Below are 15,083 nucleotides of genomic sequence, written 5' to 3' on the forward strand. Positions count from 1 at the left end.
GCCTCCGTTATTTATTTGCTGCGCTTAAAATCGCATCTTGAATATGAATCTGATTTGGAATCAGTTTTTGTTGATAGAAGGCATCGGCAACTTGCTGCTGTTCTGCAATCACTTGGCTAGAAATAGGCGTCACGCCAAAGCCCATGCGCGAAATTGAAGTTTTCAGCACGCTATAATCTAGTCCAGTTGGTTTTTCTAATAATTTTGCAGCGTCATCCTGATGGGTCTTGACCCATTCAGTGGTCTGATTCAGCTCTTTGACTACCGTGTTAAACACTTGCGGATTGTTTTGCGCAAATTTGCGATCAGCCAAATAGAATTGGTGATTGCTCACCAAGTTCTGCCCTGTCGACAACACGCGTGCGCCCAGTTGCTGCTGTGCTGCGGCAAAGAACGGATCCCAAATCACCCACGCATCGACTGCACCTTTTTCAAACGCGGCACGGGCATCGGCAGGTGGCAGGTACACCACTTGGATGTCTTTTAAAGTGAGATGGTTAGCTTCCAAAACTTTCAGCAGCAAATAATGCACATTCGAGCCTTTGTTCAAGGCAACACGTTTGCCTTTTAGCTCCTGAATCGAATGAATATTGGAGGTTTTCGGCACAATCAGCGCTTCTGCCTGAGGTGCAGCAGGCTGGTTGGCGACATAAACCAGATTGGCATTCGCCGCTTGAGCAAAAATTGGCGGTGCTTCACCTGCCTCACCAATCACTACGCTACCGACATTCAGACCTTCAAGTAGCTGAGGGCCTGCTGGAAACTCGACCCATTTCACCTGAACCCCTTGAGCTTGCAAGGTTTTTTCTAGGTCGCCACGTGCCTTAACAATCGGCAAAAGACCATACTTCTGAAAGCCAATGCTTAAAGTTTTCAGTTCGGTTTTCGGCTGCGATGCTGCCTGTGCATTGCCCTGTTGTTGCTCAGCAGGTTTGCTACATGCGCTCAGTGCCAAGCTCAAACCTGCACAACCAATCACTGACCACTGTTGAATACGATTCATCTGTCTACATCCTAAATTCTGTGAGTTCATTCAAAAATATGTTTTTAAAATTCAGTTACATTCGAGCAGACTGACAACACATTGCTGGCATAACGGCAAAGGATTGAAGATGAATAGAAGACACCGCGAAGGTGCGAAGTGGTATACAGCGATTCATGGCTTTCTGCGCTCTTTCGACAAAAATGATCTAGAAGCCCATACCTTAAAGCTTTGTCTTTTTTAGCAAAATAAAGAAAAAATTGGATAATTATGAAATTTTCTGCATAAGAGATTTTCTGCAAAGTTTTACAGGTTTACTGCTAAAACCTCTGTCGGCTTAATTGAAGAAGTAGAGGGAAAATTTATTGTTATACATATATTTAGATACATTTAAACCAGATAAAGCCTTTCTGATTGCATAACTAAAATACCTCACAGCCACTATCCTTTTGGCTTTTTTACATATCCATAGCAGAATTGCAGATATAGCCTTTCGCGACTTTGCCAAAAACTCAATTGTAAAGCAGCAGTTTCCTGCTTCAGTTCAGCAGCACCGTTCATTGTCAGGCGCGACCTGTACCGCACCAAAAGGGTGATGCCTTAAAGAAATGGCGTGTTTATCCACATCATTGGACAAGCGTAAAAACGTAAAATTTGTTCAGGATTTGGTGCAGACACTGGCTTTCCTTGAGTTAAGCACGTGATGGCTCAGACTAATTCAATCGTATTGAAGTTTGTATATGGATACGTTTCGATATAAAAAATAGGTTGTGAAAATTGAAGCTCACGATATGAAAAAACTGAAGCTTATTCACAATGAATTTAGATGACAGGCGGCATGGATGCCGCCATTGTTGTACTGCGTTATAGGGACATAACATCAGTACAACAAAGGATTTTTGTTACTTTTCATCCATGAAAAGTAAAGAAGTACATTCACCTAAATATCAAATTTCTATCCCTAGATTCGATCCTCAACCCAAATTACGGCAAAAAGGTCTTACCTAACGAAGCAGGAAAATTCATCTTTAACAACTTCTGATCCCGAGAAATCAGCACCAACAGCAAAATGGTTGCGACATACAGTAACGCCGCAAATACCACCAGAGCAATTGCAATCCAGCCGCGCCCTGCCACCATGTTTTCAATCCACATCGGGGTATACAGGTCGATAAAAATGCACCACCAAATAACACCGCGCCATAGCGAATCGCCAACACGTGATAACTCATAGCATGCGCACTTTCAGGCGATTCTCCGACCCAAAACGCACTAAACACACTCAGATCGAACTGTACTGGCAGTGCAAAGCAGCAATTGACTAACCAGCATCATGCCTTCTACGCCAAGGGGTCGCAGCAGCAACGAGTGGTTAACATTGCGGTGACTTCTAACATATCTGTATTCTTCTTTTAGCCTTGCGTTGCAAACGCAGCTGCTTTGGTTTTCTTTTTCAAAAAACGGTACTTGTTTCCAATAAAGGCATTGGCTGCCAGTAAAAACATCAGCAATAAGCCTTGGAACACTCCTGCAATCGCAGCAGGAAGCTGTAACTGCATTTGTGCCATTTCCCCACCCAAGCAGACCGAGCCAGTCATGATGACCATGGTGGCAAATATTTTTAACTTCGATGAAATTGGCATTCTTGTATTCTCCCGATTGTTATTTATTGCAAGCTAAACCATTCACAGCATTTGTCTCAACATTCAAGCAATATCCATTCCATGTTGACTGGGCAGCAGCATAAATCTGCATTTTTACTGCCAGATCGCTGCAAAATTAGCGCTTTTCCAAAAAAAATTGTTAGAATGAAGAAGGGATTTCCTTAGATTAGAAAGCAATATTTTTTGTTATTTTTTGGGGTTTTAAATGAGTCATGTCCACACACTTAATCCAGTCATCGTACAGCAAGCCAAGCAACTGGCACTCGGGCTGTATGAGCAGCAACTTGCCAGCACACCTGAGCAATTTGCACCCGTCAGCGATTATCAACAACACTGTGTCCTTGCACTGAATATGAAAGATGCCATGGAACTTTATAATGAAAATAAAGTGTCCAAATTAGGGCTACCACCTTTGGCTTATGCTGAAACATTATTTGATGTCTTTGTTCATGACAGTCTAGACGCTGCGTTGCTCAATGATGCCAGCGCATTGGCACAGCACTTTATGGAAACCATTTCGGATACGGTATTTTTCCAGCTTAAATCTGGCACTTTAAACAATATCGATCAGGTGATTGCCGAAGTGAAAACTTTCTCATACTGGTCACCTGTCTGGGTGTTACTTGCAGAACAATGGCATGACACCTTTAATCAAAAACTTTCTGCCTAACCACAAAAAAGCTCTTATCCGGTGTAGATAAGAGCTTTCGGCTTGAACGATGTGAACAGCTTTATATAGGCTTAGAATCATTGTCTTTTCTGCATATACAGCAAAGCATTTCTAAAAAATAAAAAAAAATTTCCCAAAATTTAGAGTTGATTAGGCGCTCGTCATAAGCCCTTTTACTTTTTCTTGAAATTTTGATCAGAGAAAAAACAGCATGTAACTCATGATAAAAGCGTTCTATTGTTTAAACCCAAATTTAGAATGATCAACCCATTATCAAACACTTCTGCATGCGACTACAGATAGTATTAATTAACTGCCTGGCCTTGTGCCAAATATTTTTGCATCTCAGTTTCAGGTACCATACCTCCACCTGTTGCCCAGACCAGATGGGTCGCCTGCTGCAATTGCTGCTCTGAGAAATGCTGAGCATTCAAGTAATCTTGAGCACGTGATACCAATATCGCACCGTACATGCCTGCCAAAGCTGAGGGTTCAAGCTGAATATCTTCAACATCACTGAGCCAGCGCAGCATGTCATACAGGCGTTGATCATTCAGAGTGTAATAACCATCAATCAAACGCTGCATAGCTCGCCCAACAAAACCTGAGGCACGACCGACCGCCAGACCATCTGCGGCAGTCAGGTTATCAATCCCCAAATCCTGTACCGAAATCGCATCGTGTAATCCTGTATGTACGCCGAGTAACATACACGGCGAATGCGTCGGTTCAGCAAAAATACAATGCACATGATCGCCAAATGCCAGTTTCAAACCAAATGCCACACCGCCAGGCCCACCACCCACGCCACAAGGCAAATACACAAACAGCGGATGATCCGCATCCACTACCAGATTTTTTTGCTGGAACTGTTGCTTTAAACGTTCGCCTGCCACCGCATAACCCAAAAACAGGGTACGTGAATTTTCATCATCAATAAAAAAACACTGCGGATCTTGAGCAGCTAAAGCACGTCCCTGTTCAACGGCAACGCCATAATCCTGTTCGTATTCAACCACCGTTACACCGTTGGCACGTAACTTGTCCTTTTTCCACTGGCGGGCATCTGCCGACATGTGTACCGTGACTCGAAAGCCCATTTTGGCACTCATGATGCCAATCGACAGTCCCAAGTTACCTGTTGAACCCACCGCAATCGCATACTGGCTAAAGAACTGTTTAAACTCAGGCGAATACAACTTGCGATAATCATCTTCAATGCTGAGTAGGCCTGCATTGACTGCCAGTTTTTCTGCATGTGCCAGCACTTCATAAATCCCGCCACGTGCCTTGATCGAACCCGAAATCGGCAAATGGCTGTCCAGTTTTAACCAAAGCTGCCCAAAAATTTCTTGCTGATATTGTTGTTGCAAGCAATGTTGCATTGTAGGAATTGCCACACATTCCGACTCGATTTTCCCTTCAGTCGCTTCAAGCTCTGGAAAAGCCAACATCAGATACGGTGCAAAACGCTGCAAGCGCGCATGTGCCTGTGCTACATCTTCTGCGGTCAAACCGACATCAGCCAGTGCCACATCCAAAGTGGTACTGGCTGGGTTAAACCATACTGTTTCCTGCAAATTCTGTAACTGTTGCAGCAACGGGAATTCAGCAATAAGTTGATCGATTTGAATAGGTTGCATAACAGGTTTCGCTCTTGATTAAACTGCAATTCGGTTCGGTGAAAAAATATTCGGATCAGAAATTAACTGAACGTTTCCTGTCATCATTTCTGCCAATAAACGCCCACTGGCTGCGCCCAAGGTAAAACCCTGATGCCCATGTCCAAAGTTAAACCACAGCCCTTTGTGTCGTGGTGCCGCACCAATATACGGTTTCATATCGACACTGCAAGGACGGCGCCCCAGCCATGCAGGGCTTGGCAAGGCCTCGCCCAAATCCAGCCAGTCACGGGCACGTTGCTGAGTCTTTTCAAGTTGCACAGGCGTTGCAGGCGCAGAAAAATGCGCAAACTCGGCGCCCGTGGTCAGACGAGTGCCTTTTTTCATCGGTGCAAGCACATAACCATATTCGGCATCCAGCATTGGGCGGCTCAACTGACTACCGTGAGTATAATGTTGATGATAACCACGTTTAATAAATAACGGATTGTGATAGCCCAGTTCAGTTATAAATTTCGATGACCATGGACCAAGTGCCAGCACCACATTCGGTGCAGTCAAAGCCTGTCCATCAGTCTGGACTTGCCATCCATAATCTTGCTGTTGTAGTTGCTGAATCTGAGCTTGAACTATCGTACCGCCAAGCTGTTCAAATAATCGGGCATAACGCTGTACCAGTTCGCCAGGCTCAATCACACTCCACGGCTGCGTCCAGTGAATCCCACCAATTAAAGGGTGATTGGCTTTCAGATTCGGTTCAAGCTGATTGATTTGACTCGTATTTAAAATCTGACTCGGCACACCATAACGCTGCTGACGACGCTCAGCATCCTGAATAGCTTCTTGCAATGCTGCTTCACTACGGTAAAGCTGAATCCAGCCATTTTTTAAAATCAGATCTTCAGCCTGTGCCTGAGCAATCAACTGCTGATGCTCCGACAGTGCCACCCGTATCAGCACCGCATAATCCTGCGAGATGGCCTGATGAATTTTCGGACTGGAATTACGCCAGTATTGCAACAGCGGTGCAGCATAGTCTGGCAAGGCATTCAAATGATAATTCACCGCACTATCCTGTTTTAGCGCGACTTTAAATAAACTTGCCCATTCACGTGGAAAGGCATACGGCTCAACCGCTTCAGTTTGAATAATCCCAGCATTGCCATAGGAAGTTTCTGTGCCCGGCGCGGACTGGTCAATCACCGTGACAGCAAAACCTTGCTGTTGCAAATGGATAGCAGTGCAAATTCCGACCATGCCTGCACCTAGCACCAAAACTTCTTTTGACATTTCTTATCCTTTTATTTTGGCAATCACAGTAATTTCAATTTTTGCATCAATCAGCCGATCTGCTATCACTGTGATTCTGGCAAGATCTCACTGGGCAAAAACTCTCTGGGCTTGGTCAAATGTTGCAAAATTGGGCTTATCGGTCAAATATAAGTGACACTGATCAGATCATTTCAACTGATCAGCTATTGTGACAGCTTGCAATCAATCGTTGCCAAGTCGGCCAGTTAAATTCTAGGCCAATTATGATTTTGATCAAGGCATTCATTGAACGGTAAATGCTTGGCACATCACTAATGATCCAGTTTTTGATTCATTTCAAAATTTAGCAGAAATTTATGGTCAGTTTATAAAAGAAAATAAAGCAATTCGATACTTCAAAATACATTACATAAAATGATTAATTTCAATCTCTTAATTAATTATTGTGATGATTTTTATTTTTCTATAGACAACAAAAAAGGCTAAGTCTTATTCAGACTGAGCCTTTCTGTTTGGTAACAACATTTCATATCTTTGAAATGTTGGTGCGGAAGGGGGGACTTGAACCCCCACGCCCGAAAGCACTACCACCTCAAGGTAGCGTGTCTACCAATTCCACCACCACCGCATGTGCGTGCATTCTATTCGCTTCATTCAAAAAAGAAAAGTCTTTCTTGGCATTAATTTGCAGTTTTCTGCGTATTTGATGAAGTTTCAGTCGAATTTTTTACGGGTGTTGTTACAGGTGCTGCAGCTGTTCCCAAGCTATACGCTTCTGCTGTTTGCTTCTTGGCAAGTACAGCTAAAGTAATACTGGTCACAAAAAATAGCGCCGTTAAAATTGCAGTTAAACGGGTCAGAAAATTACCTGAACCTGAAGCACCGAACACCGTAGCAGCACCGCCGCCACCAAAAGAAGCTCCTGCTTCTGCGCCTTTACCTTGCTGTACCAAGATCAGGACAATCATCATTACAGCCAATAAAATATGCACAACCAGTATAAATGTATGCATGTTGAATCTCCTTAGGATTGGTTTGCAGCAAATGCTTGAGCAATTTGATAAAAAGACTCTGCATTTAATGAAGCGCCACCCACCAAAGCACCATTAATATCAGGGCATGCTGCAAGCTCTTGAGCATTTTCAGGTTTCACGCTACCACCATACAAAATGGCGACCTGCTGACCTGCTGGGCTTAACTGCGCCAGACCTGCGCGAATTTTTTCATGCATGGCTTGAGCATCTTGTGCGGAAGCGGTTTTACCTGTGCCAATTGCCCAAATCGGCTCATAAGCAATAATCATCTGGTTTTGCCAATGCTGCTCAGAAATCACCGTGGCAACATCACAGATTTGTTGTAATACCACTTGCTCAGCCACGCCTTGCTCACGCTGTTCAAGGGTTTCACCGACACAATAAATCACGGTAAGACCTTCTGCCAATGCTTGTGTGATTTTTGCTTTTAGCACATCGGGTGTGTCGCCTAACAACTCGCGGCGTTCTGAATGCCCGATCAGGACATAACCGATTTGACTATCGGCAAGTAAAGTCGCGCTGATCTCACCTGTAAACGCACCTGTTCCAGAAAAACGTGAAACGTCTTGGGCAACAGTATGCACAGTCCGTGGCGCGTTGTCTAATTGCACCTGTACTCGATTTAAGGCAATTGCAGTGGGTGCAACAGCTAAATGGCATTGTTGTTCTAAAATTGGAGATTGCTGTAAATGTTGCTTAAATTGTTCAATCCATTGTTGGGAACTCGCCCAAGCAGGGTTCATTTTCCAGTTACCAATCACCCAAGGCACAATTGTCGAACCCGACATACAAGAAAACCCTTTCACCAAAATGGGCTTATTTTACACAGTTTTTCTCAAATTGACGCTTTTTTTGCTTTTTTATACAATTTAATCTCACAAAGCTATTTTTTCTGTCAAAATAAACAACGCTGTATGCTCAGTAAGTTCTATATTTTTTATAATTAGGTTAAATACTCGTAATTCAGTGTTGTAACATACTGTTAGCTTGCATTCTCGCATGGCGCTTTGTGACAGCAACCGTATAATTTTTTTAATATCGAGTATTCGCAAACGATCAAATCATAAGGCAAATACATTTATGGCAGACATCTCTATTACGCCACGTTTATCAGGCTTTGCCCGTCGTTTAGTTGAAGATGGTCATATTTCTGAAGATAAAATGCTACAGGCTGTTGAGGGGGCAAAAAAAGCTCGGCAAAACCTTGTACCTTATTTGATTGATCATTTGCATCTTGGGTCGTTAACCATTGCAGAAGCGATTGCAATCGAATTTAATGAGCCACTGTTTGATCTTTCTAGTTATGATCCGATACAGCTACCTCGTGATTTGGTTGAAGATAAACACATCTTAAAGCACCGAATTGTGCCGCTCATGCGACGGGGCAATAACATCTATGTGGCGATCAGCAACCCGACTGATTTAGAAGCCATTGATGCTGTCCGCTTTAACAGCAAGCTCAACCCAGAGATGGTAATTGTTGAGCATGATAAATTAGAAAAATTCATTGAAAAGTATTTCACCGAAGAAGAGCAATTTAACTTCGATGACGAAGAGCTAGATATTTCACTGGATGGCTCTTCACCCACAGAACCTTCTGAGGATGAATCTAAAGAAGACGAAGCACCTATTGTTAAATACATCAATAAATTGCTCGTTGATGCGATTCGTATGGGTGCATCAGATTTGCACTTTGAACCTTACGAAAAATCTTATCGAGTCCGTTACCGTGTCGATGGTGTGTTACGTCAGATTGCCACTCCACCACTACAATTGGCAAACCGTCTTGCCTCTCGCTTAAAAGTCATGTCTCAAATGGACATTTCAGAAAAACGTATTCCTCAAGATGGTCGTATTAAACTCAAACTCTCAAAAACTAAAGCCATTGATTTTCGTGTCAACTCTTTGCCGACCTTATTTGGTGAAAAAATTGTATTGCGTATTCTTGATCCATCAAGTGCAATGCTGGGGATTGATGCGCTCGGTTATGAAGAAGAGCAAAAAGAGCTGTTTTTAGAAGCACTACACAGACCTCAGGGGATGGTGCTGATTACAGGTCCAACAGGGTCTGGTAAAACCGTATCACTTTATACAGGTTTGAATATTCTCAACACTGAAAATTCCAATATTTCTACTGCCGAAGACCCTGTCGAAATTAACCTAGAAGGGATTAATCAGGTCAACGTCAACCAGAAAGTTGGTTTAAGCTTTGCAGCAGCCTTACGTTCTTTCTTGCGTCAGGATCCTGATATTATTATGGTCGGGGAGATTCGTGACCTTGAAACTGCCGAAATTGCGATTAAGGCAGCACAAACAGGCCATATGGTGCTGTCAACCCTACACACCAATAGTGCACCAGAAACCCTGACTCGTTTACGTAACATGGGTGTGCCATCATTTAATATTGCAACATCTGTAAATCTAGTGATTGCACAACGTTTAGCACGTCGTTTATGTTCTAAATGTAAAATCCCCGCTGATATTCCACAAAACAGTTTGTATGAAATGGGATTTACTCAGGAAGACTTAGAGAACCCAGAATTTAAGCTTTATCAACCTGTGGGTTGTCCTGAATGTCGCGAAGGCTACAAAGGTCGTGTGGGGATTTATGAAGTGATGAAAATCACACCTGAAATTTCCAAATTGATTATGGAAGATGGCAATGCTTTACAAATTGCCGAAACAGCGAAAAAACTGGGATTTTCTGACCTTCGTCGCTCAGGTTTAAAGAAAGTAATGCAAGGGGTAACTTCTTTACAAGAAGTCAATCGTGTCACTAGTGAATAATGCATAGCGAGATTAAAAAAAGGATAATACTATGGCGGTAAAAAAAGCTCAGGCGATGCCAATATTTGCCTATGCGGGGGTTGACCGCAAAGGTATTAAAGTCAAAGGGGAACTTTCAGCGCGCAATATGGCTTTGGCTAAAATTACGCTACGAAAACAAGGTGTTGATGTTAAGTCAATTCATGAAAAACGCAAAAATCTGCTTGAAAATGTTTTTAAAAAGAAAGTCTCTACTCTCGATATCACCATTTTCACTCGTCAGCTTGCAACCATGATGAAAGCAGGTGTCCCACTGGTTCAAAGCTTTGAGATTGTTGCTGAAGGGCTGGATAATCCTGCCATGCGTGACGTGGTTTTAGGGATTAAAGGTGAAGTAGAAGGCGGTAACACATTTACAGGTGCGCTGCGAAAATATCCAGAGTATTTCGATCGGCTATTCTGCTCTCTCGTTGAATCAGGTGAACAATCTGGTGCGCTTGAAATTATGCTGGAACGTGTCGCAACCTATAAAGAAAAAAGTGAAGTTTTAAAGCAAAAAATTAAAAAAGCCATGAAGTATCCAATGACAGTGGTTGTAGTAGCAATTATCGTCACCATTATTTTGATGGTCAAAGTCGTTCCCGTTTTCCAAGACCTATTTAGCTCATTTGGTGCGCAATTACCTGCATTTACCCAAATGGTCGTGAACATGTCAAAATGGATGCAGAAATACTGGTTCATCTTGATTATTGGGATTGGCTTAGCTGTGTATGGCTTCCAGGAAACCAAAAAACGCAGTCAGAAATTCAGAGATAGCCTCGACAAACTCGCCTTAAAACTCCCTATTTTTGGCGATTTGGTCTATAAAGCGATTATTGCTCGTTATAGTCGCACGCTTGCAACCACTTTTGCAGCAGGTGTCCCTCTGATTGATGCTTTAGAATCTACGGCTGGTGCAACAAACAACATTGTGTATGAAACAGCCGTCATGAAAATTCGGGACGATGTCGCAACAGGGCAGCAGCTACAATTTGCAATGCGCACTGCCAATATTTTCCCTTCTATGGCCATTCAAATGGTGGCGATTGGTGAAGAATCAGGTTCTCTGGATGCCATGCTCGACAAGGTTGCCAGTTACTATGAAAATGAAGTTGACAATGCTGTGGATGGTTTAACCGCAATGATGGAACCCTTGATTATGGCAGTTCTTGGGGTTCTTGTGGGTGGTCTGGTGATTGCCATGTATCTTCCAATCTTCCAGATGGGTTCTGTGGTCTAATGTTGGAACTCATCAGTTATTTTGCACAGAACTCTATAGCGCTCTATCTCGCTATTGGTTTAATCAGCTTATGTGTGGGCAGTTTTTTAAATGTCGTTATTTTTCGCACGCCTCAAATGATGGAACAGGAGTGGAAGCAGGAGTGCCAACTTCTACTGCATCCTGAGCAACCGATCATTGAACATGCAAAACTGACTTTAAGCAGCCCACCTTCAACCTGCCCGAGTTGCCATACAGCCATTCGCTGGTATCAGAATATTCCTGTTGTGAGTTGGTTAGCATTGCGTGGACGCTGTGGCAGTTGCCAACATCCCATCAGCAAACGCTATCCACTCGTTGAACTGCTCACCTGCCTCTGTTCTTTGGTTGTCGTTGGCGTGTTCGGTGCAACATGGCAAATGTTGTGTGGTGTAGTACTGACTTGGGTACTGATTGCTCTTACCTTTATCGACTTTGATACGCAACTGTTACCTGACCGCTTTACGTTAACTTTGGCAGGTGCAGGTTTAGCCATTAACAGTTTTGGCATTTATACATCACCAACATTGTCAATCTGGGGAGCTGTGATTGGTTTTCTATGCTTATGGATTGTCTATATCCTGTTTAAGTTGATTACAGGTAAAGAAGGCATGGGCTACGGAGACTTTAAGCTTCTTGCAGCACTTGGTGCATGGATGGGTCCCATGATGCTACCGTTGATTATTTTATTATCGTCTATGGTGGGTGCTGTCATCGGGATCATTTTGCTGAAGATACGCAAAGAAAATCAACCTTTTGCCTTTGGCCCCTATATCGCAATTGCAGGCTGGATTGCTTTTTTGTGGGGTAATGACATTATGAAAATCTACTTGGGTCAATAAGATGTATGTGATTGGTCTCACAGGTGGTATCGGTAGTGGTAAAACAGTTGCCAGCGACTGGTTTACTAAACAAGGCATTCAAGTGGTCGATGCCGATGTGGTTGCACGTGAAGTGGTACAAGTTGGACAACCTGCCCTACTACAAATTCAACAGCAATTCGGTGACTGGGTCATTTTGGAAAATGGTGAACTGAATCGCCGTGCTTTACGTGAGTATATTTTTCAGCATCCCGATGCGAAAAAGACACTCGAAAATATTACACACCCCATAATTCGGCAAAGCATCATCCAGCAGCTACAAACTGCTGCAAGTCCTTATGTGATTTTAGTATCGCCCCTATTATTTGAAACAGGGCAAACCCATCTGACACAACGTAATCTACTGATTGACACACCAGAGCATTTACAATTACACCGAGCGACTCAGCGTGATCAAATTTCACATCAGCATATTCAAACCATTATGTCACATCAAATGCCACGTGAAGAAAAACAACAACGCGCCGATGATATTGTGGTTAATGATGGAGAGCTTGCACATTTATATGCACAACTCGAACCCTTGCATCAGCAATATTTAAACTATGCAAAAAAAACAGCCTCAATGTGAGGCTGTTTTTTTCTGTGCATTTAGTTGCTGTTGCAATGGGTCTTTACGGTTAAACCAGCGCCAAGGCTGTAACGCCCCCACCCCCATACCAACCAGTCCAAAAATCATTGCAGTATTTAGGGGTTCACCCAAAAGTGGCACGGCGACAAGCGCCGCCATAAATGGGGCGAGCGTCACTATACTGCCCGTTTTAAATGCGCCTAAACGCTCAATGGCTGCAACATAGCTCAGGGTTGCAACGATCACAACCAAAATGCCATGAAAGAAGCCTTGAATCGCTAAATGCATCAGGCTGGCTTCCTGAAAATGTTTTGGCAGAAACAGGATATAAATTGGCAAATAAATCAGTGCCGACCAAATTGCCACACCACTCATGGATTGCCAAGCGGATAATTTCCAGTGTTTCAGTAATACGGTAAAAATACCCCACCAAATGGCAGACAGGAAAAATAAGCCATCACCAATACTCAGGGCAACATGCGTCTGTTCATACATCATGAGACTCATGACTGAAATTGCACCCAGCATAATGATCAGGCTGATCCAGGTGTGTTTATCAAAAGGTTGCTTAAACAATAGATAAGCAGCAACTGCGGTACATAATGGAATACATCCATTGAGGAAAATCGCAGCGTGCGCTGCAGGCACATAATGAAACGCCGAATACGACGTCAGGCAGTATGCAACTCCACCAAGTAACCCTAAAATAAATGGCTCTTTTTTCCACAAAAATGCAGTTTCGCGTCGCCAGATTAAAATCGGCATTAAAACTGTAAAGCCGATGGTAAATCTTAGCGCACAAATATCCCATGCGCTGATATGCCAACCAGCATTCAGTCGGGAAAAGATGGTGAAACCACCCCAAATCAACATGGTAATGGCAACAAATAAATACCCTTGGGTACGTACAGTCATTAGCAGCTCAAACTTGACTTAAACGAGATTACGCTGGCGGCAAGCTTCATAGAGTGCCATACCAGCCGCCACACTGACATTTAAACTTTGTAGATTACCTGCCATTGGAATATAAACCGTTTGATCACACTGGCTTTGGGTAATCGGACGTAAACCCGTATCTTCTGCCCCCATGACAATCGTTACTGCACCAGTAAAATCAAATTTTTGAATTGGTAATGCTTTTTCATCCAGCATGGTGCCAACCACACGCATATGATGTTGGTCTTTGATATGCGCCAAAGTACGTGCCAAGTTCGTCACCTGAATAAACGCCACTTTTTCTGCCCCACCTGCAGCAACCTTACGTGCCGTTGGCGTTAAACTTGCAGAACGGTCACGCGGCACAATCACTGCCTGCACGCCCATTGCGGCAGCAGTACGAATACATGCGCCCAAATTATGTGGGTCAGTCACCTGATCAAGTGCCAACAACAGTGCATCTGGCTGCTGCTCAAGCAACTCATCAAGGTCTTTTTCATTTAAAGTTGGATGTGGACGTACAGCGGCCACCACACCTTGATGAAAAGGCAAACCTGCCAGTTTTTCCAAACTGTCACGGCTGGCTTTTTGCACACTAATTCCAAACGGCTCAGCCAACTGCAAAATACGCTGCAAACGCTGATCATCACGCCCTTTGAGGGTAAATAAAGTCAGTACCCGTTCTGGCTCAAGTTCCAACAGTGATTCCACTGAATGTACGCCATAATAGTATTCTGGTTTTGCCATGAACGGATGACCTCAAAAACGATACAAATAAAAAAATAAAATCCTGCAAAGCCAACTTTACAGGATTGATGATGAGCATAGTTTAACGGATTTTACCGTGATTTGCTTAACCTTCTAGGTGGCAAACATAGTCCAGTACATCGTCGGTTTCAATTTTGAATTTGCTGTTGCCTGGCACATAAAATGATTGTCCTGCGCGGAAAAGCTCGCTAGTTTCACTGTCTGCAATTTTTACGCGACATTCGCCTGAAATAATTTCCATACGTTCAGGAACATGCGTTTCAAATGTAAGTGGCTGTTCTGTTGGTAAAATAACACCAAGTGTTTTTTTAGTGCCATCTTCAAATTGAACCGTATGGCTAATACATAAACCACCAAAATAAACATTTGATTTTTTTACGACCGAAACATGATCATACTGAGCAGACATGCATATTCTCCAAATAATGTGCATTTATTGTAAATACGTGGATCTAGTTTAAATAGGGCTGCGGTTTGAATCAATCATCATCTGATTTTAATGTCAATTCACATGGATTTAGATGAAAAATTTTACTCAACCTATTGAAAAAAAATAAATCATAATGACCAAGCCTTACTGTTTTGATTATTATCTCAGGATTGATCCCCTTAGCTCGACC

The 15,083-nt window shown here is 43.0% G+C and carries 14 protein-coding genes, 1 tRNA gene and 1 pseudogene; 5 read left to right on the top strand and 11 right to left on the bottom strand.

Annotated elements, in window-relative coordinates; all coding sequences use genetic code 11:
• Positions 1-7: 7 nt before the first annotated feature.
• The 3 genes and pseudogenes from P255_RS11450 to P255_RS11460 form a co-directional block, all read right to left on the bottom strand.
• Complete coding sequence (locus P255_RS11450) at positions 8-1,003, bottom strand: sulfonate ABC transporter substrate-binding protein (RefSeq protein ID WP_004902408.1); 996 nt, start codon at positions 1,001-1,003, stop codon at positions 8-10.
• Positions 1,004-1,966: 963 nt separating this feature from the next.
• Positions 1,967-2,244: pseudogene (locus tag P255_RS15645) on the bottom strand (ABC transporter permease); the annotation flags it as partial.
• A gap of 150 nt (positions 2,245-2,394) precedes the next feature.
• Positions 2,395-2,625, bottom strand: coding sequence for a hypothetical protein (locus P255_RS11460; RefSeq protein WP_004902412.1), 231 nt, complete (start codon positions 2,623-2,625; stop codon positions 2,395-2,397).
• Positions 2,626-2,851: 226 nt separating this feature from the next.
• Here P255_RS11460 and P255_RS11465 point away from each other — a divergent pair, with 226 nt between their 5' ends.
• On the top strand, positions 2,852-3,316 hold the full coding sequence (locus P255_RS11465; protein WP_004902415.1) for a hypothetical protein: 465 nt from the start codon (positions 2,852-2,854) through the stop codon (positions 3,314-3,316).
• A 305-nt stretch (positions 3,317-3,621) separates the two neighbouring features.
• On the opposite strand, the gene P255_RS11470 is transcribed toward P255_RS11465, so the two are convergent.
• The 5 genes from P255_RS11470 to tpiA form a co-directional block, all read right to left on the bottom strand.
• Positions 3,622-4,959, bottom strand: a complete 1,338-nt coding sequence (locus P255_RS11470) for a D-serine ammonia-lyase (protein WP_004902416.1) — start codon at positions 4,957-4,959, stop codon at positions 3,622-3,624.
• A gap of 18 nt (positions 4,960-4,977) precedes the next feature.
• The gene (locus P255_RS11475) at positions 4,978-6,228 is read right to left on the bottom strand and encodes an NAD(P)/FAD-dependent oxidoreductase (protein WP_004902418.1); all 1,251 of its coding nucleotides are present in this window, start codon (positions 6,226-6,228) and stop codon (positions 4,978-4,980) included.
• Between the two features lie 525 nt (positions 6,229-6,753).
• Positions 6,754-6,838 (bottom strand) — tRNA-Leu (locus P255_RS11480).
• A 52-nt stretch (positions 6,839-6,890) separates the two neighbouring features.
• Positions 6,891-7,223, bottom strand: a complete 333-nt coding sequence (gene secG, locus P255_RS11485) for a preprotein translocase subunit SecG (RefSeq protein ID WP_004749838.1) — start codon at positions 7,221-7,223, stop codon at positions 6,891-6,893.
• Positions 7,224-7,234: 11 nt separating this feature from the next.
• Positions 7,235-8,032 carry a triose-phosphate isomerase gene (gene tpiA / locus P255_RS11490; protein WP_004902420.1) on the bottom strand — a complete coding sequence of 266 codons (798 nt, stop codon included), beginning with the start codon at positions 8,030-8,032 and terminating at the stop codon, positions 7,235-7,237.
• A gap of 292 nt (positions 8,033-8,324) precedes the next feature.
• Between tpiA and pilB the strand changes: the two genes are divergently transcribed.
• Genes pilB through coaE form a run of 4 tightly spaced genes read left to right on the top strand, consistent with a single transcriptional unit; the run spans position 8,325 to position 12,759 of the window.
• The gene (pilB, locus tag P255_RS11495) at positions 8,325-10,031 is read left to right on the top strand and encodes a type IV-A pilus assembly ATPase PilB (protein ID WP_004902424.1); all 1,707 of its coding nucleotides are present in this window, start codon (positions 8,325-8,327) and stop codon (positions 10,029-10,031) included.
• A 31-nt stretch (positions 10,032-10,062) separates the two neighbouring features.
• A complete protein-coding gene (locus P255_RS11500) occupies positions 10,063-11,289 on the top strand; it encodes a type II secretion system F family protein (protein ID WP_004902427.1) in 1,227 nt (408 codons plus the stop codon).
• Positions 11,289-12,149 carry a prepilin peptidase gene (locus P255_RS11505; protein ID WP_004902430.1) on the top strand — a complete coding sequence of 287 codons (861 nt, stop codon included), beginning with the start codon at positions 11,289-11,291 and terminating at the stop codon, positions 12,147-12,149. The genes P255_RS11500 and P255_RS11505 overlap by 1 nt, the downstream gene beginning before the upstream one ends.
• A 1-nt stretch (position 12,150) precedes the next feature.
• On the top strand, positions 12,151-12,759 hold the full coding sequence (gene coaE / locus P255_RS11510) for a dephospho-CoA kinase (RefSeq protein ID WP_004902433.1): 609 nt from the start codon (positions 12,151-12,153) through the stop codon (positions 12,757-12,759).
• Here the strand turns inward: coaE and P255_RS11515 are convergent.
• The 3 genes from P255_RS11515 to ppnP all read right to left on the bottom strand — a co-directional run bounded on the left by P255_RS11515 (position 12,751) and on the right by ppnP (position 14,872).
• On the bottom strand, positions 12,751-13,674 hold the full coding sequence (locus P255_RS11515; protein ID WP_004902434.1) for a DMT family transporter: 924 nt from the start codon (positions 13,672-13,674) through the stop codon (positions 12,751-12,753). The genes coaE and P255_RS11515 overlap by 9 nt on opposite strands.
• A gap of 18 nt (positions 13,675-13,692) precedes the next feature.
• Positions 13,693-14,442: a 23S rRNA (guanosine(2251)-2'-O)-methyltransferase RlmB gene (gene rlmB, locus P255_RS11520; RefSeq protein ID WP_004902437.1), complete on the bottom strand. Its 750-nt coding sequence runs from the start codon at positions 14,440-14,442 to the stop codon at positions 13,693-13,695.
• A gap of 106 nt (positions 14,443-14,548) precedes the next feature.
• Entirely contained in the window at positions 14,549-14,872 is a 324-nt protein-coding gene (ppnP, locus tag P255_RS11525; protein ID WP_004749847.1) for a pyrimidine/purine nucleoside phosphorylase, read from the bottom strand.
• Between the last annotated feature and the right edge of the window lie 211 nt (positions 14,873-15,083).

The sequence above is a fragment of the Acinetobacter brisouii CIP 110357 genome (genome assembly GCF_000488275.1).
GTDB classification, from domain to species: domain Bacteria; phylum Pseudomonadota; class Gammaproteobacteria; order Pseudomonadales; family Moraxellaceae; genus Acinetobacter; species Acinetobacter brisouii.